Source organism: Saccharothrix australiensis (assembly GCF_003634935.1).
GTDB lineage: Bacteria > Actinomycetota > Actinomycetes > Mycobacteriales > Pseudonocardiaceae > Actinosynnema > Actinosynnema australiense.
In genome coordinates, this window is the sequence record NZ_RBXO01000001.1 from 545,097 (window position 1) to 568,808 (window position 23,712).

The following is a 23,712-nucleotide window of genomic DNA, read 5'->3' on the forward strand; positions in this document are numbered from 1 at the left end:
ATCTCCGGCGTGCGTGGACCCACCTACAAGGTCGTCGACCTGTTCTCCGGCGCGGGCGGCATGAGCCTCGGGTTCCAAGCGCACCGGGACTTCACCGTCGTCGGCGCGGCGGACGCCCAGATCGGCAAGCCCTCGTCCCGGCTCGGCTCGCTGCGCTGCAACGGCACCTACCGGGACAACATCGGCGTCGACCCGCTCCAGGTCGACCTCGGGCGGCTCGACCCGGCCGTGCTGCGCGAAGTGTGGGGCCTGCGGCGCGGCGAACTGGACGTGCTGGTGGCGTGCCCGCCGTGCTCGGGCTTCACCCGCATCACCGCCGCCAACCACCTGCGGGACGACCCGCGCAACTCGCTGGTCGGCCGCGTCGCGGCGTACGTGGCGGAGCTGCGGCCCCGCGTCCTGCTGCTGGAGAACGCCCGCGAGCTGGTGAAGGGCAAGCAGCGGCACCACCTCGACGGGCTGGCCGAGCAGCTCGTCGCGCTCGGGTACGAGGTCGACGCCTCCTCGCACATGCTGTCCCGGTTCGGGCTGCCGCAGCTGCGGGAGCGGGCCGTGGTGGTCGCGGTGGACGCGGGCGTGCCGCTGCGGACCATGCACGACCTGTGGGCGGGCTGGGAGGTGCGGCCGGCCGCCGTGACCGTGCGGCGGGCGATCGGCAAGCTGCCCGCGGTGGCGGCGGGCGAGGCCGACCCGGAGGACCCGATGCACGTGTCGCCGTCGTTCCGGCACGACCGCTCGCTGGACCGGATGCGGGCCATCCCGGCGGACGGCGGCTCGTGGGGCGACCTGGTGGGTTCGCCCGCGGAGCGGCTGCTGAACCCGGCGCAGCGCAAGATCATCGACGACGGCAAGTGGGGCTCGCACCCGGACGTGTACGGGCGGATGTGGTGGGACGAGCCGGCGCGGACCATCAAGCGGGAGTGCGGCCACGTGGGCAACGGCCGGTACGCCCACCCGGAGCAGGACCGGCTGTGCACGGTGCGGGAGATGGCGCTGCTCCAGGGCTTCCCGCGCAAGTTCCGGTTCGACGTGTCGATCATCGGTAACGCGTACCGACATCTGGGTGACGCCGTTCCGCCATTGGTGTCATACCAGTTGGCTGCGCTGTGCAAGTGGATCCTGGCTGGTCAACCACCCACGGCCAAGGATCTCTGCCTTCCGGGGACGTCGCTGCGCGTGGGCGACATCCGGCCGGTGGCCGAGGCCGAGCTGGTCGCCTAGATCACCGTTTCGCAACGGTGTGGCGTCGGTTTGCGGACACGGCTGATACGTTTCGTGGTACATACCCGATGTGACCTGCGATGATGATCGGCATGTCCTACGGTTAAGCGCTTTCGTCGTTCATCGAAGCGTTGGTGCGGGGGTGCGCGCAATCGGGTGACGCCGATCGGTGATCGTCCCTTGTGGACCGGACGGTGTCGTTCTCCCTGGTGACCGGGGTGACGAAGCTCGCCACCCCCGTCACCGCTCCGATTTGGATCGATCGGATAGTGTTCCGCCGATTCCTGTCGATCCGGTGCCGGAGCCCCCTGCACCTGCGGCCCCGCCGGGTTCGACACGGACCCGCCGTCTTGATCCACACCATCGGGCTACTCGCGAGCCTCAAGGAGACACATGGCACCCCGGTTGACCCTGAAGCGCATGGGGGCTGCGGTCCTCGGCGCCTCCCTCGTGCTGCTGTCCGCCGCACTCCCGGCCGCCGCCGACGCGGTCGAGGTGAGGCCGCACCCCGGCGCCGACCGCCCTGGTATCGGACTGCGCCTGACCGACGCGCAGGGCAAGCCGCTGGAGAACGGCAAGCAGTTCCACACGGAGCTGATCGGCCTCCGCATCAACGAGGACGGCAAGGACCAGTACGCCACGGCGTACTGCGTGGAGCTGCCGACGCCCCTTGAGGACAACACTCCCCTCAAGGAAGTGCCGTGGGACCAGCACCCGAACCCGAACACCCAGTTCAAGGCGAACGCCAAGTACGTCAACTGGATCCTCCACAACAGCTACCCCAAGCTCGACCTGGCGGAAGCGCAGGCGGCGTTCGGCCTGGAGGGTGTCAAGGAGAGCGTCTTCATCGCCGGCACGCAGGCCGCGGTGTGGCACTACACCGACGGCATCGGCCTGTACGAGCAGGACGCCACCATCGAGGGTGACGACGTCGACAAGGACGTCATCACCGTCTACAAGCGGCTGACCGACCCGGCGATCAACGTCGGCGAGGACCAGGAGCCGGGCCCGACGCTGACCGTCGACCCGAAGGAGCTGGAGGGCAAGGCGGGCACGCTGATCGGCCCGTTCACCGTCACCACGACGGCGGACAAGGTCATCGTCGAGGCCGAGGTGCCCAACGGCGTGACCTTCACCGACAAGGACGGCAAGGAGCTGGACATCGTCGCCAAGGGCGACGTCAAGGCGAAGGCCGAGACCAAGGTCGGCGAGATCTTCGTGAAGGTCGCCGACGACGTCGAGGCCGACTCGTTCGAGTTCACCGTGCACGCCACCGCCGAGGTGCACCACGGCCGGCTGTTCGTGTCGAGCGACCGCAACCTGAAGACGCAGTCGCTGGTGATCGCCAAGTCGGCGAAGATGGACGCCAAGGACAACGCCAAGGTCAAGTGGACCGTGGCCACCAAGCCGTCCACGCCGACGTCCGCCGTGCCGACGACGGCGCCCACCACCACGGACGCGCCTGCCCCGACGACCACCACGTCGGCCCCCGCCGTGGCGGCCCCCGGCGCCGGTGGTGACGACCTGGCCCAGACCGGTGCCTCGATCTTCGTGCCGCTGCTGATCGGCCTCGGCCTGCTCGGCGCGGGCGCGGCGGCGCTGATCGTGGTGCGTAAGAAGAAGAGCGTCGCGTAGCACCTGACCTGCCGACGCGGCCTCGCCCGCCGTCTGCGGAAGCAGCGGCCATCCGACACAGCGAGGCCGCGTCGGCCTGTCGGGCCTCATTTCCCGCCGATCACGCTTTTCGATCGGCGGGAAATCAGGCGCGATGGGCCGACTTCAAGGCGGCCTCGCCCGCCTCGGCGGAGCCGAGGCAATCCAACACAGCGAGGCCGCGTCGGCCTGTCGGGCCTCATTTCCCGCCGATCACGCTTTTCGATCGGCGGGAAATCAGGCGCGATGGGCCGACTCCATGGCGGCCTCGCCCGCCTCGGCGGAGCCGAGGCAATCAAACACAGCTAGCCTGTGGGTGAGTCTTTGGGAGCGTGGATGAACTTCGACGAGTTGAAGAACAAGGCGTTCGAGGTGCTGGAGGAGAACCACGAGAAGGTGGACCAGGGCATCGACGCCGCCGCCGAGTTCATCGCCGGCAGGTTCGGCCACGAGGAGCAGGTCAGGACGGTGGCCGAGCAGGCCAAGAACATCCTTCCGGGTGGAGAGTGAACTCGTTCAACCCGGCTGAGCCGGCGCACCCGACCGGCGAGGCTCGCTCGCCTTCCGCGCAGATCGTGACGTGGCAGGGCTACGACGTGCCGCGCCTGGAGCAGGTCCGGTTCCTGCTGTCCGAGCGCAAGCTGCGAGCCTCCGGCCGCCTCGTGTCGGCCGGGCCGGACGAGCAGTTCAGCGGGTCGTTCGAGGTGTCCGTCGGCGAGGCCGGCGCGGTCACCCGCCTGTTGCTGCGCACGGCGACCGTGTCCGAGGAGCGGCAGGTCTCGGTGTCCCGCTCGTCCGAGGGCGTGTGGCTGGTCGACCACGGCCAGGGCGCGGAGCGGGCCGACTTCGACGGCGCGGTGGACGTCGACGTGCAGTTCGCCGTCCTGTTCAACGCCATCCCGATCCGCCGCCTCGGCCTCCAGCGCGAGGCGGGCGAGCACGAGCTGCCCGTCGTGTACGTGACGCTGCCGGACCTGTCGGTCCGCCTCGTGCGCCAGAAGTACCGGACCGTGTCGGTGGGCGACGAGCAGTCCGTGGTGTCGTTCGAGAGCGGCGACTTCCAGCAGGACATCACCGTGGACGGCACCGGCCTGGTGATCGACTACCCGCGGGTCGCGCGGCGCATCTGACCGGGGCCGCGCCGGGTCACACCTGCACGACGATCGCCATCCCCTGGCCAACGCCCACGCAGGCCGCCGCGACGCCGAGCCCGCCGCCGCGCGCCCGCAGGTGCCGGCACAGGTCGACGACCACGCGCGGCAGGGACGCACCCAGGGGGTGGCCGTAGGCGATCGCGCCGCCGTGGACGTTGACCTTCTCCCGCTCCACCTCCGGCAGGTGGTGGAGCACGGACAGCGCCATCGCCGCGAACGCCTCGTTGATCTCCCACAGGTCGACCTCCTCGGCGGCGATCCGCAGGCGCGCCAGGAGCTTCCGGATCGCCGCGACCGGGGCCAGCGTGAAGCGCTGCGGCTCGTCGGCGGTGACCGCGCTGCCCAGCAGCGCGCCCAACGGCCGGACGCCCAGTTCGTCCGCCACCTCCTCGGTGCCCATGAGCAGCGCGGCCGCGCCGTCGTTCAGCGGCGACGAGTTGCCCGCCGTCACCGGTCCGGACTCGGAGAACGCGGGCGCGAGCCTGCCCAGCTTCTCCAGCGACGTCTCCGGCCGCACGCTCTCGTCGCGCCGGACCGCCGAACCGTCCGGCAGCAGCACCGGGAACGCGAACCCCTCGTGCACGCCCGCGTCCCAGGCCGCCGACGCGCGCCGGTGCGAGCGCAGCGCGTAGTGGTCCATCTGCTCCCTGGTGATGCCCAGCGACACCGCCACGTCCTCCGCCGCCCGCCCGAGGGGCACCGTCCACTCCGCTGGCATCCGGGGGTTCACCAGCCGCCAGCCGAGCGCCGTGGACACCGGTTCCAGGCGGTCCGCGAACGGCCGGTCCGGGCGGGGCACCACGAACGGCGCGCGGGTCATGCCCTCCACGCCGCCGGCGATCAGCAGGTCCGCGTCGCCCATCGCCAACGCCCGGCCGGCCTGCGCGATCGCCTCGCCGCCGGACGCGCACAGCCGGTTCACGGTCACCCCCGGCACGGTCGGCGGCAGGCCCGCGAGCAGCGCCGCCATCCGGCCGACGTTGCGGTTCTCCTCGCCCGCGCCGTTGGTGTTGCCGTACAGCACGTCGTCGACCCGCGCGGGGTCGAACGCGTGCCTGCGCAGCAGCTCGGTGATCGGCAGCGCGGCCAGGTCGTCCACGCGCACGCCGGACAGCCCACCGCGGTATCGGCCGAACGGCGTGCGGGCGGCGTCGAGGATCAGCGGGCGTCGCATGACCTCATCTTGTCACTGGCCGGCGGCGCGGCACTGCGGCGCGAACATCGCTAACCGACGAAGAACGACACGAACGCCGAGGTCGGACGCGTGTCGGCGGACGTGCCGAACAGCTGCACCTCGATCATGTGCGGCCCGTGGGACAGGCCGCCGGTGTTCAGCGCCAGCCGGTACCGCCCGGCGACGCCCGGCCCGCCCAGGTTCGTCGGCACGGCCGCCACGCGGTCGCCGTCGAGCCGCACCGTGAAGCCGGCGAGCCCCGCCACGCCGGTGCCGCGCTGCCCCGACCGGCCGTCGAGCACCAGGTCGAACACGACCCGCCCGCGCTGGATCGGCGAGTTCTCGGGCACCGGCCGCCCGCTCGCGTCGAGCACGGTCCCGTGCACGCGGGCGAGGACCTGCTCCGGGCCGCTCAACGGGGTGCTCCCGGCGCTCGGCCGCGGCGGGGCCGGCGCGCCGGGCGCGGGCACGAGTTCCAGGTCGACGTGCGTGGCCTGCGCCTTCAACCCGGTCAGCACGGTCACCGGCAGTTCGCCGTCGACCAGGACCAGCGCCTCCGCCGGCACGTCCGCGACGACCGGGTAGCCGACACCCGGCCGCCACGGCGCGCCGGGCACGGCCGGTCGCAGCGGCACCCGCGCGGCGCCCACGGCCAGCGCGAACTCCGGCGCGGTCGGCGACGCGTCGCTGTGCAGGAGGGTCATCCGCACCTGCCCGCCGGTCACGTGGCGCACGGGCGTCCCGGTGGTGGGCGGCGCGTCCGGGGCGATCGCGGTCCGCACGGCGGGCGGCGGCACGTGCGGTGGCGCGGTGGCCGGCGCGGCGTCGAACGCCACCAGGCCGACGTGCACGCGCTGACCGGTCGGCCCGGACACCGAGAGCAGCGCCGCGGCCTCCCGCCAGCGCGGCACGGCGGGGCTGGTCGCCACCATCTCGCCGTCCAGCAGCACCCGCGCGCCGTCCCGGCGCAGCGCCAGCTCCCAGCGGTGGGTGATGCCCCGCTCCAGCTCCGGCACGGCACGCGTCGCCGTGGTCGGCGTGCCGTCGGGCGTCCGCACCTCGGCCGACGTCGTCCCGTTGCCGGTCGCCACCCGCAGCCGGACGGCGTCCGGCGGCAGGCCCTCGCCGCTCACCGTGCTGACCGGGCCGGGCACCAGGTCGACGGTCAGCTCGCCGTCGTCGCCGGGCGCGTCCGTCTCCACGACGACCCGGCCCAGGTCGTCGGCGTCCCGCAGCACGAACGGCGTGCGCGAGCGCAACGAGACCGGAGCCGCCGCGCAGGTGCTGCTGATCACCAGTCGCGCGCCGGTGTCGCCCTCGCCGGGGCCGGCGCGGGCGCAGTTCGGCCGGGTCGCGAGCCGCCAGCGGGCCGGGTCCGGCGCGTCCGGCTGGTCGAACCGGTCCACCAGCGCGTACCCGTCCTCCGCCCGGCCGCTCGGGGTGCCCTCGCCGCGCACGGGCTCGGAGCGCTGCCCGAACGCGTCCACGGCCCGCACCTCCACCTGGTGGGTGACGCCGTCGTCCAGCCCGTCGAGCTGGGTCACGGGCTGGGCGATGAGGCGGGTGCGGTCGAGCCGCCCGTCGCGGCCCCAGCGGATCTCGTAGCCCGCCGCGTCCTCGCCGGTCCACCGCACCTGGAGCCGGCGGGGCCCGGCCACCACCCGCAGGTGGTCCGGTGGGGCGGGAGCGTCGCCCGGCGTCGGCGTCAGCACCCCTTCGGCGGCGAACGGGACGAGGGACGTCGGCGGCGGTGGCGCGGACGTGCTCGCCCGCGCGCCCGGCTCGCCGGCGCCGGTGCTCCGCAGGACCGCGACGACGCCGCCGAACAGCACCACACCAGCGGCGACGACGGCGATCCGGCGACGGTTCATGGCGTCAAGCTATGCGGCGGGGTGACCGAGGTCACCAGGCGTTGCGCACCCGAGACCTGGCCGGGCCGATCCCGGTCGGGCGCTCGGCGGACCGGCCCACCGCCCGTTCAACCGATCGGGCTACCGCACCCGTCCGCCCAAGACCACGGCACCGGCTGGTCCCCGCCCTCCACCGGCGCGGTCCGGCGCGCCTCCACCGCCGCTGGGGCGTTCGGCTCGATCGACCGCCGCCATCCGGCCGGCCCCGCGCCGCCAGCTCGTCGGGTCGGGCTCGCCCCGCCGCAGTCCGCCCGGTCGGGCTTCGCGCCGCCGCAGCTCTTCGGGCCGGCCTCGGGCCGAAGCAAGCCGTCGGGTCGGCCTCCACCTCCCGCTCGACCGGTGCCGGTGGGCGACGCGGCCTCACGACGTGCGCGCGAGCACCGTGCTCCCGGTCAGCCCGACGACGCGGCCACCGCGCGACCCGAGCGCCCGCAGCGCCGCCAGCGCCTCGGGCGAGGTGAGGTCGATCGTCACGTCGGCGCGGTCGGCGTGCCGGACCTCCTGCAGGGCCACCCGCGCCCGGTGCCCCGCGTCGATCGTCTTGGCCAGCCCGCCGGTCGACGCCAACGAGCCGCGCGCCGCACCGAGCCTGCCCAGCGCGTCGTCCACGGCGTCCAGCAGCGCCGCCCGGTTGCCCTCGCACATCGCGCGGACCCCCTCGGGCCTGCTGCCGGCGACCCGCGTGCCGTCGCCGAACGAGCCCGCCGCCAGTGCGAGCGCCAGCGGTCCGCCGTCCGCGCCGACGCTGGCGAGCACGGCCGCGAGGACGTGCGGCAGGTGCGAGATCCGGGCCACCGCCGCGTCGTGCTCGGCGGCCGTCGCCGGGACGACGTGCGCCCGCGCGTCCAGCGCGAGCCCGACGACGTCGGTCAGGACGTCGAGGTCCGTGCCGTCCTCGGCGGTGACGACCCAGGCGGCGTCGTGGAACAGGTCGGCCCGCCCGGCCGCCCACCCGGACTCCGCCGTGCCCGCCATCGGGTGCCCGCCGACGTACCGGGCACCCGGCGCGACCCGCGCCACCACCTCGGCCACGGGCCCCTTGACGCTCACCACGTCCGTCAGCCGGACGCCCGCGGGCACCCGCCGCAGCACCTCCTCGACGGCGGGCAGCGGCACGGCGACGACGACCAGCGCGTCCCGCTCCCGCGCCAGGGACAGGGCCGCGCCGAGGTCGAGGACGTCGAACCCGTCCGCGCGGGCCGCCTCCGCGTCCTGGACCGAGGCGGTCGCGCCCCACGCCACCCGCCCGGCCGCGACCGCGGCGCGCAGCACCGAGCCGCCGATCAACCCCAGTCCGACCACGCACACGTCACGCACGGGGGACATCCTGCCGGCGACCACCGACAATCCGGGCGCGCGACGACCCCCGACCACCGAGGACCGCGCCTCGGGCCCCGATCGCGGCGGGTGGCAACCCGGACCGGCGGGCGCGCGTCCTCCCGGTCATGAGGGTGGAGGTGTCGGCCGGACCGGGCGCGGACGAGGTCGCCCGCCTGCTGCGGGACCACGACCGCTCCGGGCTGCTCACGGTCGCGGTGGTGGACCGGCCGGGGTTGGCGGCGTTCGTGATCGGCGTGACCGGCGACGCGGCGGTGGCCGCCGATCCCGGTCCCGACGCCGGGCTCGATCCCGATGCCGGGCTCGATTCCGATGCCGCCGCCGGTCCCGATGCCGCCGGTCCCGATGCCGTCGCCTGGGCCGACGCCGTCGTCGGGCCGGAACGGCGGGCGGACCGGGTCGCGGAGCTGTGGGCCGAGCGCGTCGGACCGCTCGCGCGGTGGTCGGCGGGCCTGGAGCACCGCGGACCGGGCCCGGCCGTCCTGCACGACCACGACCCGCTGCTGCCGTCCGCCGCGAGGCGGTTGTGCGCCCGACTCAGGTCCGCCCTGCTCGACCGCGGGCTCGACGACGGCACCTGGACCTACGACCACATCGGCTCCACGGCGGTGCCCGGACTGCGGGCCAAGCGGTTCGTCGACCTCCAGCTCGGCGTGCCCGCACTGCCCGCCGAGGGCTCCGCGACGGACGACGTGCTGCTGGCCGCCGGCTTCGCGCCACCCGCCGGGACGCGTCCGGACTCGCCGGGCGTGCACCGCGACAACGTGCTCGAACCGGGACTCGCCCCCGACGACGCCTATCGGAAGCGCCTGTACGTGCGGCCGGACCCGGCCATCCCGATGATCCTGCACGTCCGGCTGCTGGGCTCGCCGTGGTGGGCGGCGACCGTGCGGTTCCGCGACCTGCTGCGCGCCGACCCGGCCGTGCGGCGGGCGTACGAGCGGACGAAGGAGCAGGCCGCGCGGGCACACGCGGACGACGCCGACTACGACGACTACACGCGCTCGAAGACGGGGTTCTTCGAGGAGTTGGTGCAACGGGGTCGCTGGTGAGCGCCGCCGACCTGCCGCCGCCTCCCGGCCCGTCCGGGCCCATGAGCCGTGACGGGCCGGGGAGCGGGCGATCGGGGTCCGCACCCGGCCGCCGGGGTCAGCGCAGGGCGTCCAGGGCGAAGGCCGTGTAGACGACCACGCCGTGCTCCATCGCCGCCTCGTCGAAGAGCACGCGGTTCGAGTGGTTCGGCTCGGCCTGCGCCAGGTCGACGCCCCTCGGGCACGCGCCCAGGAAAGCCATCGCGCCGGGCACGCGTTGCAGCACGTAGGAGAAGTCCTCCGCACCCATCAGCGGGTCCTCCATCGGGCCCGCCCAGCGCCCGCCGAGGGCGGCGGCGGTCACGTCGATCACGCGCGGGCCCACCTCGGCGTCGTTCACGGTCACCGGGTAGCCGGGGACGACCGTGACCTCGGCGGTGCAGCCGTGGGCCGCGGCCACGTGCCGGCAGACCTGCTCCAGTTCCTTGCGCACCAGGGCGCGGGTGTCCTCGGAGAGCGTGCGGATGGTGCCCTCCAGCAGCGCCGTCTCCGGGATGATGTTGCTGGTCGTGCCCGCCTTGATGCGCCCGACGGTCACGACGGCCGGGTGGTGCACGGTCACCCGCCGGGACACCATCGTCTGGAGCGCGCCGACCATCGCGGCGGCCGGCGGCACCGGGTCGACGGCGTCGTGCGGCGTCGCCGCGTGACCGCCCCGGCCCCGCACGAGGACGGTGAAGTTGTCCGCCGAGGCCATCGTCGGGCCGGGGCGCGAGACCACGACGCCGGACTGGAGCGTCGAGGTGATGTGCAGCGCGAACGCCTTCTCCACCGGCGGGCCGGCCGCGTCCAGCACGCCCTCGTCCAGCATGTGCCGCGCGCCGTGCATCCCCTCCTCGCCCGGCTGGAACATGAACACGACCTGGCCGTTCAACGCCTCCCGCCGGGAGCACAGCAGCCGCGCGGCGGACGCGAGCATCGCCACGTGCGTGTCGTGGCCGCACGCGTGCATCGACCCCGCCACCTCGGACGCGTACGCCAGCCCCGTCTCCTCCTGGAGCGGCAGCGCGTCCATGTCGCCGCGCAGCAGCACCGTCGGACCCGGCCGCGCGCCGCGCAGCACCGCCACCACCGACGTGCTCGACTTGCCCGTGGTGACCTCCAGCGGGAGGCCGGTCAGCGAGTGCAGGACCGCCGCCTGCGTCGCGGGGAGGTGCAGCCCCTGTTCCGGGTGCTTGTGGAGCTGCCTGCGGAGGGCCACCGTCCGGGGCTGCAGGGCACGAGCTGCCTCCACGAGCCCGGTGAACCGCGGCTCGGGTGCGATCGTCTGTGCGTTCGGCGCAGTTGTGCTCATCCCTCGATAGTGGCATCGGACCGGTGCTCGTGCCCGGAGCCGAGGCCCCCGTGCTACCGGGTGCGCTCCGGTGGCCCTACGGTGTGCACATGGCACACGAGGAGCCGGTCAACGGCTTCGCTGTCGCGGTGGTCCGGGAAGACGGCCGCTGGCGGTGCAGCAGGATGGACAGCTCGGCGCTGTCCGAACTCGACGCGGCCATCACGGAACTGCGCCAGCTCCGCTCCACAGGTGCCGTCTTCGGCCTGCTGGCGGTGGACGACGAGTTCTTCATAGTGCTGCGCCCGGTGCCCGGCGGGGTGTCGCTGCTGCTGTCGGACGCGGCCGCCGCGCTGGACTACGACATCGCCGCGGACGTGCTGGACCTCCTCCGGGTGGACCCGCCGGACGAGGAGGACGACGAGCTGTGGCCCGAGGGCGACCTGGCCGTCCTCGCCGACCTCGGGATGCCCCAGCACGAGTTGCAGGTGATCGTGGACGAGGTCGACCTGTACCCGGACGAGCAGCTCCAGATGATCGCCCAGCGGTGCGGGTTCGGTGACGAGTTCACCAAGCTGCTGGACACCATCCAGGCGTGACCGACGAAGACCTGGTGCGGTCGGCCCTGGAGGTCGCCGGTCGCGCGCCGCGGACCGGCGACGTGCCGATCGGCGCGGTCGTGTGGGGCCCGGACGGCACGGAGCTGGCGCGGGCCTGCAACGCGCGCGAGGCGCTCGGCGACCCCACCGCGCACGCGGAGGTCCTGGCGCTGCGCGCGGCGGCGGCGGTCCACGGCGACGGCTGGCGGCTCGGCGGCTGCACGCTCGCGGTGACCGTGGAGCCGTGCACGATGTGCGCCGGGGCGCTGGTGCTGGCGCGGGTCGCTCGGGTCGTGTTCGGCGCGTGGGAACCCCGGACCGGCGCCGTGGGCTCGTTGTGGGACGTCGTGCGCGACCGCCGGCTCAACCACCGGCCGGAGGTCGTCGGCGGCGTGCTGGAGGACGAGTGCGCGGCCCTGATGCGCGGCTTCTTCGCCGACATGTGACTCCGGGCGCACGGGTGTTATGGACCGCCCGGACGGGGCACCCCTCGGGCGGAAGGACCACTCGCCGGAAGGGGAAGTCGCGATGGGCGTTTTCGACCAGGCCAAGGACAAGGCGGAGCAGTTGATCGGCGAGGCGAAGGAGAAGGTCGGCCGGATGACCGGCAACGAGGACCTGGAGGCGGCCGGCAAGCGCGACCAGGTCAGCGGCGAGGTCAAGGAGACCGGCCACGACCTGCGCGACAAGGCCGCGGGCGCGGCGCACGACGCGAAGGACAAGCTCTCCGGTCGGTAGACGACTCCGGTGGGAGCCGGGCACGGGGCCGCACGGGTTCCGGTGCCCGGCTCCGCGTCTTTTCGCGGTCTTCTCGCGGTCTTTCGAGGTCTTCGAGGTCCTTCGAGCCGTGGCTGTGCCGTGCTGCGGCCGTGGCGCTGCGACGCGGGCCACGGCCGGGACGGCGTCGGGAAATAGCCCACTCGGGGGAGCCCGCTGATCTGCACGCGCGCGGGCGCGCTGCCACGATTGGACGGGTGTCGGTCGAGAGCACGGACTCCGCGCTGGCAGGCGGCGTCGCCAGGGGTGACTTGGCCGCGTTCGAGGTGCTGGTCCGCCGCTACTCCGGCCGCGTGTACGGGTTGGCGTTCCGGATGCTCGGCGACCGGGCGGAGGCGGAGGACGTGACCCAGGAGGTCTTCGCCACCGCGTGGCGCCGGCTGGACTCGCTGTGCGAACCGGCGGCCGTGCGGACGTGGCTGTTCCGGGTGGCGCACCGGCAGTGCCTCGGCGTGCTGCGGCGGAACCGGACGGACCCGGTGGGCGACCTGCCGGACTGGGGTGCGACCCCGGTGGGCGCGGGCCAGGGCCCGCGCGACCCGTCGCTGGTGGCGGAGGCGGTGGCGGCGGTCGCGGCGCTGCGGCTGGCACTGCGGAGGCTGCCCGCGGCGCAGCGCGTGGCGTGGCTGCTGGCCGAGGTGGACGAGCTGTCGTACGCGGAGATCGCGCTGGTGGTGGGTGCCAGCGAGGAGTCGGTGCGGGGCAGGCTGGCGCGGGCGAGGGTCCGGCTGGCCGAGGTGATGAAGGTGTGGCGCTGATCGCGCTGCCCGCGGTCCGGTGGCGGTGCCGGCGGTGTCGTGGGGCGAGCGCGTTCGGGCCCCCTCCGGTCCCGGCCTTCCACCTGCGGAAAGGTGCCGCAGGTCTTGCCGGCGGACCCCCGTGACGGGCGGGGGCAGCGGTCTTGTATTGTTCTCGGCGGTGGCGTGTCCGAGCGGCCGAAGGAGCACGCCTCGAAAGCGTGTGAGGTGAAAGCCTCCGTGGGTTCAAATCCCACCGCCACCGCTGAAGACGGGGCCTGCCGACGGAAACGCCGGCAGGTCCCGTTCTCGTTCGGTGGCGCGTGCTCGGACCGGAAGGCGGCACGGCCGTTCGGGGCCGGGACGCCCGTGACCACTCCCTTGGTCGTCACCGCAGCCGGATGACGTCGCTCCTCAAGCACCCCTCCGTGCAGTACCGTGAACTGTGTCACGTCACGTACCGTGTCGAGAGGGTTACGGATAATGACGACGACGGACGACCAGGTCTCCCCGCGGTCCACCGCCCCGACCCCCGAGGAGGTCGGCGCCGCGTACGATCGGTTCGGTGACCTCTACGCGATCACCACCGGCGACGTCGGCCTGCACATCGGCCTCTGGTCGCACCCCGACGAGCGCGCACCCGCCGCCACCCTGACCGACCTGGCCAACCGGGCGCAGGAGCGGCAGACCGACCACCACATCGACCTGCTCGCGTTGGCGCCCCACGAGCACCTGCTCGACATCGGCTGCGGGAACGGGCAGCCCGCCGTGCGCGTGGCGCGGCGCAGCGGCGGTCGGGTCACCGGGATCACCGTCAGCCGCAGCCAGCTCGACCGGGCCACCGAGGCGGCCCGGTCGGCCGGGCTCGCGGACCGCGTCTCCTTCCGCTACGGCAACGTCCTCGCCCTCGACTTCGAGGACGGCTCGTTCGACGCGGCGATGGCGATCGAGGTGTTCGCGCACCTGGACGACCGACAGCGGGCGTTCCACGAGACCGCTCGGGTCCTGCGGCCCGGCGGGCACTTCCTGCTCAGCGAGTTCACCCTGCGCGGGTCGCCGACCGAGGCGGAGACGGCCGCGTTCCAGCGGACCTGGTACTGCGCGCCGCCGACCACGCCGGCGAAGGTGCTGGAGATGGCGGACGCGGCGGGCCTGGAGCTGGTCAAGGTCGAGAACATGACGCAGAACTGCTCGTTCTCCGGCGACCTGATGGGGCTGCTCTACGCCGAGCGGCACGACGAGATCCTCGACCGCTACGGGCCCGAGCTGGTCGCCGAGATGGACGAGGTGATGCCGCTCGTGCGCTCCTACACGCGCGACCACCTCGGGTACTACCTCTTCCTGCTGCGGAAGCCCGCGTAACCGCCGGCGCATCGGGGGCGCGGCTCGCCTCGTCAGGCGTGCCGCGCCCCCGCCGTGTGCGCTGCGCCGGCTCCGGCGCTGGGAGGGCCACCGGATGGGCGCGGGATCGACCTTACCCCATGATCGAACACACGTTCGAGTGATCGTCGGGGTTCGCCCGTGCGAGGTATCCCACCGTGGACGACCTCGCAGCCCACGCCCCCGCCAGGTCAACAGTTAGTGATGGCTTCTTTCGCAGTTCACTCGATCCAGGGAGGATGCGCGGACCCCGCCAACAACCGGAGGATGCGTTGAGACCCACCCCGCTCCGCGTCGGTCTGGCCGTCACCGCCGCGTCGGCCCTGTCCCTCGCCCTCGTGGCACCGGCGACCGCCGCGCCCAGCCCGGACGCCCTGATCGCCGAGGTCTACGGCGGCGGTGGCAACTCGGGCGCGACGCTCACGCAGGACTTCGTCGAGCTGGCCAACCGGGGCACGAGCCCCGTCGCGCTCGCCGGCTGGAGCGTCCAGTACCTGCCCGCGAGCCCGAGCGCCGCGAGCCGGTGGCAGGTCACGCCGCTGACCGGCGCGATCGAGCCCGGCGGGCGCCACCTGGTGGCCCAGGCCAGGGGCAACGCGGGCACGGTCGCGCTGCCGACGCCCGACACCACCGGCACCACCGCGATGTCCGCCACCGGCGGCACGGTCGCGCTCGTCGCCACCACCGCGGCGCTGACCTGCAAGACGGCCGCCGACTGCGCCGCCGACACCCGCGTCCGCGACCTGGTCGGCTACGGCTCCGCCACGGTCGTCCGCGAGGGCACGCCCACGCCCGACCTGAGCAGCACCACGAGCGCCGCGCGCCCGGCCCTCGACGACACCGACGTGAACTCCGCCGACTTCGCGGTCGGCGCGCCGACGCCGGTCAACGCCGCGGGCCAGGGCACCGGCGGTCCCGGACCCGACCCCGACCCGGAACCCGGCGACCGGCGCATCCGCGACATCCAGGGCAGGACCCGCATCTCGCCGCTGCTGGGCGCGAAGGTCAGCGGCGTCCCCGGCGTCGTCACGGCCACCCGCGCCACCGGCGACCGCGGCTTCTGGTTCCAGGACACCAGCCCCGACGCCGACCCGCGCACCAGCGAGGGCCTGTTCGCCTACACGGCCGACCTCGCCCCGACCGTCGAGCCCGGTGACGCCGTGCTGGTCAGCGGCACGGTCGCGGAGTACCGGCCGGGCGGCGACACGCCGGCCAACGCCAACCAGACGCTCACCGAACTCGCCGGCGTGACGGTCACCGTCCTGTCCAAGGGCAACGCCCTCCCCGCGCCGGTCGTGCTCAGCCCGCCGGACGGCTACCTCCCGTCGGCGGGCGGCGGCAGCATCGAGGCGCTGGAGCTGAACCCGTCGATTTACGGCCAGGACTACTACGAGTCGCTGGAGGGCATGTACGTCCAGGCGGACGACGCCCGCGTGGTCGGACCCACGAACGGGGCGGGCGAGACCTGGATCACCACCAGGCCGACCCAGAACCCGACCGCACGGGGCGGCACCAACTACCTCGGCTACGACCAGCCCAACAGCGGCCGGATCAAGGTCAAGGCGGGCAGCGCCACGCCGCGGCCGAGCAACGTCGGCGACGTGTGGCGCGGCGCGACGGTCGGCAACGTCGAGTACACGAGGAACGGCGGCTACACGCTGGCCACGAAGACCGTCGGCGAGCACGTGCCCGGCGGCATCACCCCGGAGAGGACGGACGCGGCGCGCCCCCACGAGCTGTCCGTCGCCACCTACAACGTCGAGAACCTGGCCGCGACCAACGAGCAGGCGAAGTTCGACCGGCTCGCGGCGGCCGTCGTCGGGAACCTGGCGTCGCCGGACGTCGTGGTGCTGGAGGAGATCCAGGACGACAACGGGGCCACCGACGACGGCACGGTCACGGCCGGCGCGACGCTCGCCAGGTTCGTGGACGCCGTCGTCGCCGCCGGCGGCCCGCGCTACGAGTGGCGGCAGATCGACCCGCGGAACAAGGCCGACGGCGGCGAGCCGGGCGGCAACATCCGGGTGGCGTTCCTGTTCGATCCCGCGCGGGTGTCCTTCGTGGACCGGGCCGGCGGCGACGCGACCACCCCGGTGTCGGTGGTGAAGCAGCGCGGTCGCGCGGCGCTGTCCGCGTCGCCGGGCCGAGTCGACCCCGCGAACCCCGCGTGGGACAACAGCCGCAAGCCGCTCGCGGGCGAGTTCCTGTTCCGCGGCCGGACGGTGTTCGTGGTCGCGAACCACTTCAACTCCAAGGGCGGCGACCAGGCCATGCACGGCCGCTACCAGGAGCCGAACCGCGGTTCCGAGGTGCAGCGCGGTCGGCAGGCCGCCGCGCTGCGCGCGTTCGTCGACCAGGTGAAGGCCGTCGACCGGGGCGCGAACGTGGTGCTCGCGGGCGACATCAACGACTTCCAGTTCTCGCCGGCGGTCGCGACGCTGACGGCGGGCGGCTCGGTGGTGGACCTGATCTCGGCGCTGCCCCCGGCGGAGCGGTACAGCTACGTCTTCGAGGGCAACTCCCAGACGCTGGACCACATCCTGATCAGCGCCAACATCAAGCGCTACCGGTACGACGTGGTGCACGTCAACGCCGAGTTCACCGACCAGGCGAGCGACCACGACCCGCAGGTCGTGAAGCTGCGGCCGAGCACGGGCAACGCCCGCCTCGACCGGATGCTGTTCCTGCTGGAGGACCTGGCGGACTGCCTGCCCGAGCGGTGACGCCCGCCGAACGACAGGGCCCCGGTCACCTGACGGTGGCCGGGGCCCTGGTCCGCGGAGGATACGGGATTTGAACCCGTGAGGGGGTTAACCCAACACGATTTCCAATCGTGCGCACTAGGCCGCTATGCGAATCCTCCGTGGGAGAGCCTACCCAACGGGATGATGGCCGACCAAAACGGCTGGTCAGGGGGAGTGCGGGACGCGGTCGCGCGCGTCCCGCACCCCCCACCCCCGGTGCCTCGCTCCGAACCCGGCGGAGTGCCGCGACCGGCCGGCGCCGCGACCGGTCAGGGCCGGGATTCCGGCTTGACCGCGATCGCCAGGCTGAGGCGGGGGTCCGTCCTGATCTCCGGCGTGCGCTGGATGACCAGTGCGGCGATCCCGGCGTCCACGAGGCCGTCGGCGCACGCCTGGACGCTCGCCGCCAGGTGCTCCGGGTCGCCGTGGTGCCCGTCCGGCACCGTCCACAGCAGCCGGATCGAGCAGTGGCCGAGTGGCGGGATGCCGGTCTTGCGCGCCAGTTCGGCGGTGGTGGCGCGGAGTTCCGCCGGTGGCAGGCGCGGGTTGGGCAGCACGAGCAGGTACGAGCGCGGCGGGCGTACCGCGGGCGGGCCGGCGTCGCGGAGGGTCACGCGCCAGTGCCGCACGATGTCGGCCGGCGTGATCGCGCGGGCGCTCTGCCGGTAGTGGACGCGGATGGCCTCCTGGGCGACTTCGACGGGCACGTCGTCCAGTTGCGCGGCCCACGCGGTGAGCGTGTCGTCGTCGGGCGCGGCCAGGCGCGGGTCGACCGCCGAGGCCGCGCGGAGCACGGCGGCTACCTGGGTGCGGTTCATCGTGGTCTCCCCAACGTCACCCCCGGGGTGCGGGGCACTCGCGGAGCAGCAGGTCCGCCGGCTCGACGGCGAGCGCGTCGGCGATTCGGCCCAGCAGCGCGGGGCTCGGGGTCCGGTGGCCGCGCTCGATCGCGGAGAGCGCGCCCTTCGTGCAGCCGACCTCGGCCGCCAACTCGGTCACGGTCCGTCGTGACGACACCCGGAGGTGCCTCAGCAGGGTTCGATCGATCGATAACGGGGTCATCGCCAAACCATAGAACAAACAAACAAATCCACGGAAGGTGTTTGCGGAAGTTTGCGCAGGTCGCCGGCGTTGCGCGCCCGCGCGGTGCGCACCGCGCGCACGCCGAGCCTTGATGGTTTGCGATTGTTTGCGGAACACTTGATCTATGACCCGCCCGGAGGATGGCTCGGACCGGCTCCCGGACTGGCCGCTGGGGCCGTACCTGAGGGAGGCGCGCCGCCTGGCCGGGCTCTCCGTGGCGGAGGTCGCCCGTCTGGCTGAAGTCAGTCACGCGAAGGTGCGGCAGCTGGAGCGCGGGTACGCGGTGCGCGATGGCAGGCGTTACGCCGTCGGCACCACGAAGACCACGGTCGAACGGGTCGCGCGGGCGGTGGGGGCGGACATCGCGCAGGCGCTCGGGCTGGTCGGGATCACGACCGACGACCCGAGCGGGCCGGGCAGGCGGGCGAGACCATTGGACCTGTCCACCGTGTCCGACGAGGACCTGTTGACGGAGATCGCGCGCCGGTTCGGGGCACGACACCGGGCGGACTGAGCGCACTGGGTCACGGCTGGGAGGGACTGTGCCGTCGCTGGATGGTGGTGAGTGCTACCTGTGCTGGTCGGCGTACGGCGAACCGCTCCACCTGTGGCTGAAACCCCTGCCCGACCGGGGCGTCTGGGCGTGGCTGGAGGGGACTTCGCTCGAACCCGTGGTGTTCACCGGGGCGGAGGCGGACCAGCTGCTCACCCTGTGGCGCGACCTGCGGCGCAAGCAGCGCGCCGGTGTGGTCACCGACCAGCAGTGGTGCGTGGTCGCGACCGGCGAGGAGTCCGGGACGCGGACCGCGCTCGTCTACGGCTTGGAGCACGGCCACGTCACGTACTGGCGGGTCGGCGAGCCGCGCGACCCCGTGCCGCTGGACCTGAACGCGATCGGCGAGCTGATCAAGGCGTGGGACGAGGTGCGGGGGAAGGAGCCCTGGCGCCCGCCCGCTTGACCGCCGAGCCGACGACCGCGGCCTCCGCCGCGGGCGCGTCGCGCAGGCCCGCCACGAACCCGTAGAGCGGGGTGGCGGCGCCGGGGTGGCGTGCCGGGGTGGCGGTGCCGGCGCGTCGGCGGTGGCGGTGCCGGGGTGGCGCGGGCCCGTCCGGGCGACCGGCTACACTGGACGCGGACCTCGTGCGGCACACATCTCGCGAACCTCCCCAGGGCCGGAAGGCAGCAAGGATAAGCGGGCTCTGGTGGGTGCACGGGGTCCCCTCATTTTGTCGGTCCCCTTCGGTAGGGTTCGGTCCGTGGCGCTCGCCCTCTATCGCAAGTACCGGCCGGCCACCTTCGCGGAGGTGGTCGGGCAGGAGCACGTCACCGACCCGCTGCGCACGGCGCTCGGGGCGGGGCGGGTCAACCACGCCTACCTGTTCTCCGGGCCGCGCGGCTGCGGCAAGACGTCCTCCGCCCGCATCCTGGCGCGCTCGCTGAACTGCGTGAACGGGCCCACGCCCGACCCGTGCGGCGAGTGCAACTCGTGCGTCGGGCTCGCGCCGAACGGCGTGGGCAGCGTCGACGTGGTGGAGCTGGACGCCGCCTCGCACGGCGGCGTGGACGACGCGCGCGAGCTGCGCGACAAGGCGTTCTACGCGCCGGCGGAATCGCGCTACCGGGTGTTCATCATCGACGAGGCGCACATGGTCACGACGCAGGGCTTCAACGCCCTGCTGAAGATCGTGGAGGAGCCGCCGGAGCACCTGATCTTCATCTTCGCGACCACCGAGCCGGACAAGGTGCTGCCCACCATCCGGTCGCGGACGCACCACTACCCGTTCCGGTTGATCCCGCCGTCCTCGATGCGTGCGCTGCTGGAGCGCAACTGCGCCGCCGAGGGCGTGGCGGTGGAGCCGTCGGTGTTCCCGCTGGTGATCCGGGCGGGTGGCGGTTCGGCGCGGGACACGCAGTCGGTGATGGACCAGCTGCTGTCCGGTGCCGGCCCCGAAGGGGTGACCTACGAGCGGGCGATCGCGCTGCTCGGCGTGACGGACGTGGCGTTGATCGACGACGTGGTGGACGGCCTGTCGGCCGGCGACGGCGCGGCGGTGTTCGGCACCATCGACCGGCTGGTCGACGCGGGTCACGACCCGCGCCGGTTCGCGTCCGACCTGCTCGACCGGTTGCGCGACCTGGTGCTGCTGCACGCGGTGCCGGACGCGGCGGACCGCGGCCTGGTGTCCGCGCCGGACGACGTGCTGGCGAAGATGACGGCGCAGCGCGAGGCGACCCGGCCGGCGACGGTCACCCGGTGGGCGGAGGTCCTGCACCAGGGGCTGACGGAGATGCGCGGCTCGACCGCGCCCCGGCTGCTGCTGGAGCTGGTGTCGGCGCGGATGCTGCTGCCGTCGGCCAGTGACGCGGAGTCCGCCGTGCTGCAACGGGTCGAGCGCTTGGAGCGGTACGGCCCGCCGGCGGGTGCCGCCGGTCACGCGGGTTCGGGTGGTGCCGGTCACGCCGGCGCTGGATCGGGTGGTGCCGGTTCCGGTGGTGCGCCGGGTGGTGCCGGGCCCGGTGGTGCCGGGTCGGGTGGTGTCGCGCAAGGTGGTGTCGGGCCCGGTGGTGTCGCGCCGGGTGGTCCGGCCGGTGCGGGCGGGCGCTTCCAGCGGCCGTCGCAGCGCGCCGCCGCGCCGCCCGCCGACGGCGCTCCGGCGCGTGCGGCGGGTCCGCCCGCGCCCGAGCCCGCTCCGCACGCGTCGAGCGGGTCCGCCCCGGTGCGGCCGTCGGGTGCCGTCGGGTCGTCGGGTGGGTCCGCTCCCGTCGGGGCCTCGGGTGGCGCCGTGCCGCCGGGTGGACCGGTGTCGTCGGGTGGCGCCCTGCCGCCGAGCGGTGCCGGGCAGTCTGGTGATGCCGGGCAGTCTGGTGATGCCGGGCAGTCGGGTGGGTCGGTGCCGTCCGGTGGTGCCGTGCCGTCCGGTGCCGTGCCGCCGAGCGGTGCGGTCCCGGCGGGTGGCCCCGCGTCCGCGCACCAGGCGGGCGGTGGCGAGCCCGCCGCCGACCAGGTCGCGGCGCAGGCGGCGCAGGCACCGGCGTCCGGGGTCGACGTGGCGGAGATCCGCCGGCGCTGGCCCGAGCTGTGCGGCATCGTGCGCGGCATCGCCGGCCCCAGTGCGGGCGCGCTGCTCACCAACGCCACCATCGGCGCGGTCGAGGGCACCTCCGTCACCGTCAGCCACACGTCCGCGCCGCTGGCGCGGCGGCTCGCCGAGCAGCGCAACACCGACGCGATCGCGACCGCGTTCGGCCAGGTCTTCGGCGGCACGTGGCAGGTGGCCTGCGTCCACGGGACGCCCGCCGCCGCGCCCGTCCGGTCCGCGCCGCCGTCCCGGCCGCAGCGGCCCGCGCCCACCCGCCCCAGCCAGGCGTCCCGCGCCGCCGAGCCGAGCAGGCAGCCGCCGTCCCGGTCGGCGCCCGTCGACGACGTCCCGCCGCCGCCCGAGCCGCCGGAGCCCGACGAGCCCCTCCCGCCGGAACCGGTGGACGAGGAGGAGATGCTCGCCGAGGCGGCCCGGCCCGGTGCCGCCGGCGACCAGCTCGACCCCGAGGCGGTCGTGCTCAAGCTCCTCGCCGACGAGCTGGGTGCTCGGCCGCTGAAGAGCTGATCCGCGCGGCTACCCTGGTGACAAACCCCAACGAGAGGAACCCGCGGTGCAACCCGGTGGGCCGAACATGCAACAGATCCTCCAGCAGGCGCAGAAGATGCAGCAGCAACTCGCCGTCGCCCAGCAGGAGCTGGCCGAAGCCGAGGTGACCGGCACCGCGGGCGGCGGACTGGTGACCGCCGTGGTGTCCGGTGGCGGTGAGCTGAAGAGCTTGGCCATCGACCCGAAGGTGGTCGACCCGGACGACGTCGAGACGCTGTCCGACCTGGTCGTCGCGGCCGTGCGGGACGCGAACCGCGCCGCGCAGGAGCTGGCCGCGCAGAAGATGGGCCCGCTGGCGTCCGGCATGGGCGGCGTGGACGGCCTCGGTGGCCTGGGCGGGCTGTTCGGCTGATGTACGAGGGGCCCGTCCAGGACTTGATCGACGAACTCGGCAGGCTGCCGGGCGTCGGTCCGAAGAGCGCGCAGCGCATCGCCTTCCACCTGCTCGCGGCGGACCCGGCCGACATCGGCCGGCTCCAGGACGCGCTGCAGAAGGTGAAGGACGGCGTGGTGTTCTGCGAGGTGTGCGGCAACGTCTCGGCCGAGACGACCTGCCGCATCTGCCGCGACCCGCGCCGCGACCTGACCCTGATCTGCGTGGTCGAGGAGCCGAAGGACGTGCTGGCGGTCGAGCGGACCCGCGAGTTCAAGGGCCGCTACCACGTGCTGGGCGGCGCGCTGGACCCGTTGTCCGGGGTGGGCCCCGACCAGCTGCGCATCCGGCAGCTGCTGACCAGGATCGGCACCGACGTCAACGAGATCATCATCGCGACCGACCCGAACACCGAGGGCGAGGCGACCGCGACCTACCTGGTCCGGATGCTGCGCGACTTCCCCGGCCTCACCGTGACGCGGTTGGCGTCGGGGCTGCCGATGGGCGGCGACCTGGAGTTCGCGGACGAGCTGACGCTGGGCCGGGCGCTGTCCGGTCGGCGGAGCATGTGAGGCTGATCGCGGTCGACGGGCCGTCCGGGTCGGGCAAGTCGACCTACGCGGCGTCGCTGGCGGCCGAGCTGGGCGCGACCGTGGTGCCGACCGATCACTTCGCGACCTGGACGGACCCGGTGTCGTGGTGGCCGCGGCTGGTGTCCGGCGTGCTGGTGCCGCTGTGGGCGGGCCGGCCGGGCCGGTACCGGCGCGTGGACTGGTCCGAGGGGTGGCCGCGCGAGGGCGACTGGGTGACCGTGGAGGTGCCCGAGGTGCTCGTGATCGAGGGCGTGTCGGCGGCGCGGCGGTCGATCGCGGACCGGTTGGACGAGGCGGTGTGGGTCGAGCTGCCGGACGAGCGGGAGCGGCTGGAGCGGGCCGTCGCGCGGGACGGCGAGGCGAGCCGCGCGCACCTCGTGCGGTGGCAGGCGTTCGAGCGGGGTTGGTTCGCGGTGGACGGGACGCGCGACCGCGCCGACCGGATCGTGACCGTGAGCTGACCGGGCCGTGAGCTGATCGGGCCGGGCTGACCGGGCCTGCGGGCGGTGCGCGCCCGGCCGGCGTGCTCGACGGCGGTGCGCCGCTGGTCGGGGTTGGTTCGGCGGCCGGGCGGTGGCGCACGGGGGCGTCGCCAGGCGGCTGGGCGTGGCGCCCTCCACCGCCCTGGACCGGGTCCGCGTGGCGGTGGTGAGCGGTTCGGTGGTCGGGCGGCGATGCGGGTCAATCGATCAGCATCGCACGGGGCACCGACACTCCGGAGCGGAAGCGCCCCCGACTTCATTCTCCCACCGGGCACCGACAATCCGGGCTGATCGCCCCCTGGGGCTCATTGTCCCACCCGACACCGACAAGCGCGTTCAGCACGGACAGGCGCGTTCAGCACGGACAGGCGCGTTCAGCACGGACAGGCGCGTTCAGCACCGACAAGCGCGTTCCGGACCGACAAGCGCGTCCCGCACGGCACCGACGGACGCCGTGCACCCGCCGCGTTCCCGTCGTGGAC

At 74.0% G+C, this 23,712-nt stretch carries 23 protein-coding genes, 2 tRNA genes and 1 other RNA gene; 19 read left to right on the forward strand and 7 right to left on the reverse strand.

From position 1 onward, the window contains the following. The first annotated feature begins 9 nt into the window (after positions 1–9). The 4 genes from C8E97_RS02645 (at position 10) to C8E97_RS02660 (ending at position 4,004) form a co-directional block, all read left to right on the forward strand. Positions 10–1,221, forward strand: coding sequence for a DNA cytosine methyltransferase (locus C8E97_RS02645; RefSeq protein ID WP_121001290.1), 1,212 nt, complete (start codon positions 10–12; stop codon positions 1,219–1,221). A 420-nt stretch (positions 1,222–1,641) separates the two neighbouring features. After that, positions 1,642–2,856 (forward strand): thioester domain-containing protein, encoded by a 1,215-nt coding sequence (locus C8E97_RS02650; RefSeq protein ID WP_147454980.1) that lies wholly within the window; start codon positions 1,642–1,644, stop codon positions 2,854–2,856. 354 nt (positions 2,857–3,210) lie between these two features. Beyond that, the gene (locus C8E97_RS02655; RefSeq protein WP_121001295.1) at positions 3,211–3,384 is read left to right on the forward strand and encodes an antitoxin; all 174 of its coding nucleotides are present in this window, start codon (positions 3,211–3,213) and stop codon (positions 3,382–3,384) included. Continuing rightward, positions 3,381–4,004, forward strand: coding sequence for a putative glycolipid-binding domain-containing protein (locus tag C8E97_RS02660; protein ID WP_121001297.1), 624 nt, complete (start codon positions 3,381–3,383; stop codon positions 4,002–4,004). Before C8E97_RS02655 ends, C8E97_RS02660 begins: the two co-directional genes overlap by 4 nt. 16 nt (positions 4,005–4,020) lie before the next feature. On the opposite strand, the gene C8E97_RS02665 is transcribed toward C8E97_RS02660, so the two are convergent. The 3 genes from C8E97_RS02665 to C8E97_RS02675 all read right to left on the reverse strand — a co-directional run bounded on the left by C8E97_RS02665 (position 4,021) and on the right by C8E97_RS02675 (position 8,429). Next, positions 4,021–5,202, reverse strand: a complete 1,182-nt coding sequence (locus C8E97_RS02665) for a thiolase family protein (protein WP_121001299.1) — start codon at positions 5,200–5,202, stop codon at positions 4,021–4,023. Positions 5,203–5,252: 50 nt separating this feature from the next. Then, on the reverse strand, positions 5,253–7,073 hold the full coding sequence (locus C8E97_RS02670; protein WP_121001301.1) for a fibronectin type III domain-containing protein: 1,821 nt from the start codon (positions 7,071–7,073) through the stop codon (positions 5,253–5,255). A 399-nt stretch (positions 7,074–7,472) separates the two neighbouring features. Further along, on the reverse strand, positions 7,473–8,429 hold the full coding sequence (locus C8E97_RS02675) for a prephenate dehydrogenase (RefSeq protein WP_121010655.1): 957 nt from the start codon (positions 8,427–8,429) through the stop codon (positions 7,473–7,475). 128 nt (positions 8,430–8,557) lie between these two features. On the opposite strand from C8E97_RS02675, the gene C8E97_RS02680 reads away from it, so the two are divergent. Further along, positions 8,558–9,502: a GrpB family protein gene (locus tag C8E97_RS02680; RefSeq protein ID WP_121001303.1), complete on the forward strand. Its 945-nt coding sequence runs from the start codon at positions 8,558–8,560 to the stop codon at positions 9,500–9,502. Positions 9,503–9,599: 97 nt separating this feature from the next. Here the strand turns inward: C8E97_RS02680 and C8E97_RS02685 are convergent, their stop codons facing one another. Then, a complete protein-coding gene (locus tag C8E97_RS02685; RefSeq protein WP_121001305.1) occupies positions 9,600–10,835 on the reverse strand; it encodes a M20 metallopeptidase family protein in 1,236 nt (411 codons plus the stop codon). Positions 10,836–10,924: 89 nt separating this feature from the next. On the opposite strand from C8E97_RS02685, the gene C8E97_RS02690 reads away from it, so the two are divergent. From C8E97_RS02690 to C8E97_RS02720, 7 genes are all read left to right on the forward strand, one after another. Beyond that, entirely contained in the window at positions 10,925–11,413 is a 489-nt protein-coding gene (locus tag C8E97_RS02690; protein ID WP_121010658.1) for a tRNA adenosine deaminase-associated protein, read from the forward strand. Beyond that, positions 11,410–11,859 carry a nucleoside deaminase gene (locus C8E97_RS02695; RefSeq protein ID WP_121001307.1) on the forward strand — a complete coding sequence of 150 codons (450 nt, stop codon included), beginning with the start codon at positions 11,410–11,412 and terminating at the stop codon, positions 11,857–11,859. Before C8E97_RS02690 ends, C8E97_RS02695 begins: the two co-directional genes overlap by 4 nt. A gap of 82 nt (positions 11,860–11,941) precedes the next feature. Continuing rightward, positions 11,942–12,151: a CsbD family protein gene (locus tag C8E97_RS02700; protein WP_121001309.1), complete on the forward strand. Its 210-nt coding sequence runs from the start codon at positions 11,942–11,944 to the stop codon at positions 12,149–12,151. A 236-nt stretch (positions 12,152–12,387) separates the two neighbouring features. Further along, the gene (locus C8E97_RS02705; protein WP_121001311.1) at positions 12,388–12,948 is read left to right on the forward strand and encodes an RNA polymerase sigma factor; all 561 of its coding nucleotides are present in this window, start codon (positions 12,388–12,390) and stop codon (positions 12,946–12,948) included. A gap of 159 nt (positions 12,949–13,107) precedes the next feature. Beyond that, positions 13,108–13,192 (forward strand) — tRNA-Ser (locus tag C8E97_RS02710). A 218-nt stretch (positions 13,193–13,410) separates the two neighbouring features. After that, positions 13,411–14,289, forward strand: coding sequence for an SAM-dependent methyltransferase (locus tag C8E97_RS02715; RefSeq protein ID WP_121001313.1), 879 nt, complete (start codon positions 13,411–13,413; stop codon positions 14,287–14,289). Between the two features lie 290 nt (positions 14,290–14,579). Beyond that, positions 14,580–17,030, forward strand: a complete 2,451-nt coding sequence (locus tag C8E97_RS02720; protein WP_342776173.1) for an endonuclease/exonuclease/phosphatase family protein — start codon at positions 14,580–14,582, stop codon at positions 17,028–17,030. Positions 17,031–17,085: 55 nt separating this feature from the next. Here the strand turns inward: C8E97_RS02720 and C8E97_RS02725 are convergent. The 3 genes from C8E97_RS02725 to C8E97_RS02735 form a co-directional block, all read right to left on the reverse strand. Continuing rightward, positions 17,086–17,170, reverse strand: a tRNA-Ser gene (locus C8E97_RS02725). Positions 17,171–17,320: 150 nt separating this feature from the next. Next, entirely contained in the window at positions 17,321–17,869 is a 549-nt protein-coding gene (locus C8E97_RS02730; protein WP_121001317.1) for a hypothetical protein, read from the reverse strand. A 16-nt stretch (positions 17,870–17,885) separates the two neighbouring features. Further along, on the reverse strand, positions 17,886–18,113 hold the full coding sequence (locus C8E97_RS02735) for a helix-turn-helix domain-containing protein (protein WP_121001319.1): 228 nt from the start codon (positions 18,111–18,113) through the stop codon (positions 17,886–17,888). A gap of 145 nt (positions 18,114–18,258) precedes the next feature. Between C8E97_RS02735 and C8E97_RS02740 the strand changes: the two genes are divergently transcribed. The 7 genes from C8E97_RS02740 to C8E97_RS02770 all read left to right on the forward strand — a co-directional run bounded on the left by C8E97_RS02740 (position 18,259) and on the right by C8E97_RS02770 (position 23,209). Beyond that, positions 18,259–18,648: a helix-turn-helix domain-containing protein gene (locus C8E97_RS02740; RefSeq protein WP_121001321.1), complete on the forward strand. Its 390-nt coding sequence runs from the start codon at positions 18,259–18,261 to the stop codon at positions 18,646–18,648. Positions 18,649–18,676: 28 nt separating this feature from the next. Continuing rightward, positions 18,677–19,093 carry a hypothetical protein gene (locus C8E97_RS02745; RefSeq protein WP_121001323.1) on the forward strand — a complete coding sequence of 139 codons (417 nt, stop codon included), beginning with the start codon at positions 18,677–18,679 and terminating at the stop codon, positions 19,091–19,093. A gap of 172 nt (positions 19,094–19,265) precedes the next feature. Beyond that, positions 19,266–19,360, forward strand: an RNA gene (gene ffs, locus C8E97_RS02750) — signal recognition particle sRNA small type. Between the two features lie 31 nt (positions 19,361–19,391). Next, the gene (locus C8E97_RS02755; protein WP_121001325.1) at positions 19,392–21,740 is read left to right on the forward strand and encodes a DNA polymerase III subunit gamma and tau; all 2,349 of its coding nucleotides are present in this window, start codon (positions 19,392–19,394) and stop codon (positions 21,738–21,740) included. Between the two features lie 67 nt (positions 21,741–21,807). Next, positions 21,808–22,134, forward strand: coding sequence for a YbaB/EbfC family nucleoid-associated protein (locus C8E97_RS02760; protein ID WP_246018640.1), 327 nt, complete (start codon positions 21,808–21,810; stop codon positions 22,132–22,134). Continuing rightward, positions 22,134–22,727 (forward strand): recombination mediator RecR, encoded by a 594-nt coding sequence (recR, locus tag C8E97_RS02765; RefSeq protein WP_121001329.1) that lies wholly within the window; start codon positions 22,134–22,136, stop codon positions 22,725–22,727. Before C8E97_RS02760 ends, recR begins: the two co-directional genes overlap by 1 nt. Next, the gene (locus C8E97_RS02770) at positions 22,724–23,209 is read left to right on the forward strand and encodes a uridine kinase family protein (RefSeq protein ID WP_121001331.1); all 486 of its coding nucleotides are present in this window, start codon (positions 22,724–22,726) and stop codon (positions 23,207–23,209) included. The genes recR and C8E97_RS02770 overlap by 4 nt, the downstream gene beginning before the upstream one ends. Positions 23,210–23,712 lie beyond the last annotated feature (503 nt).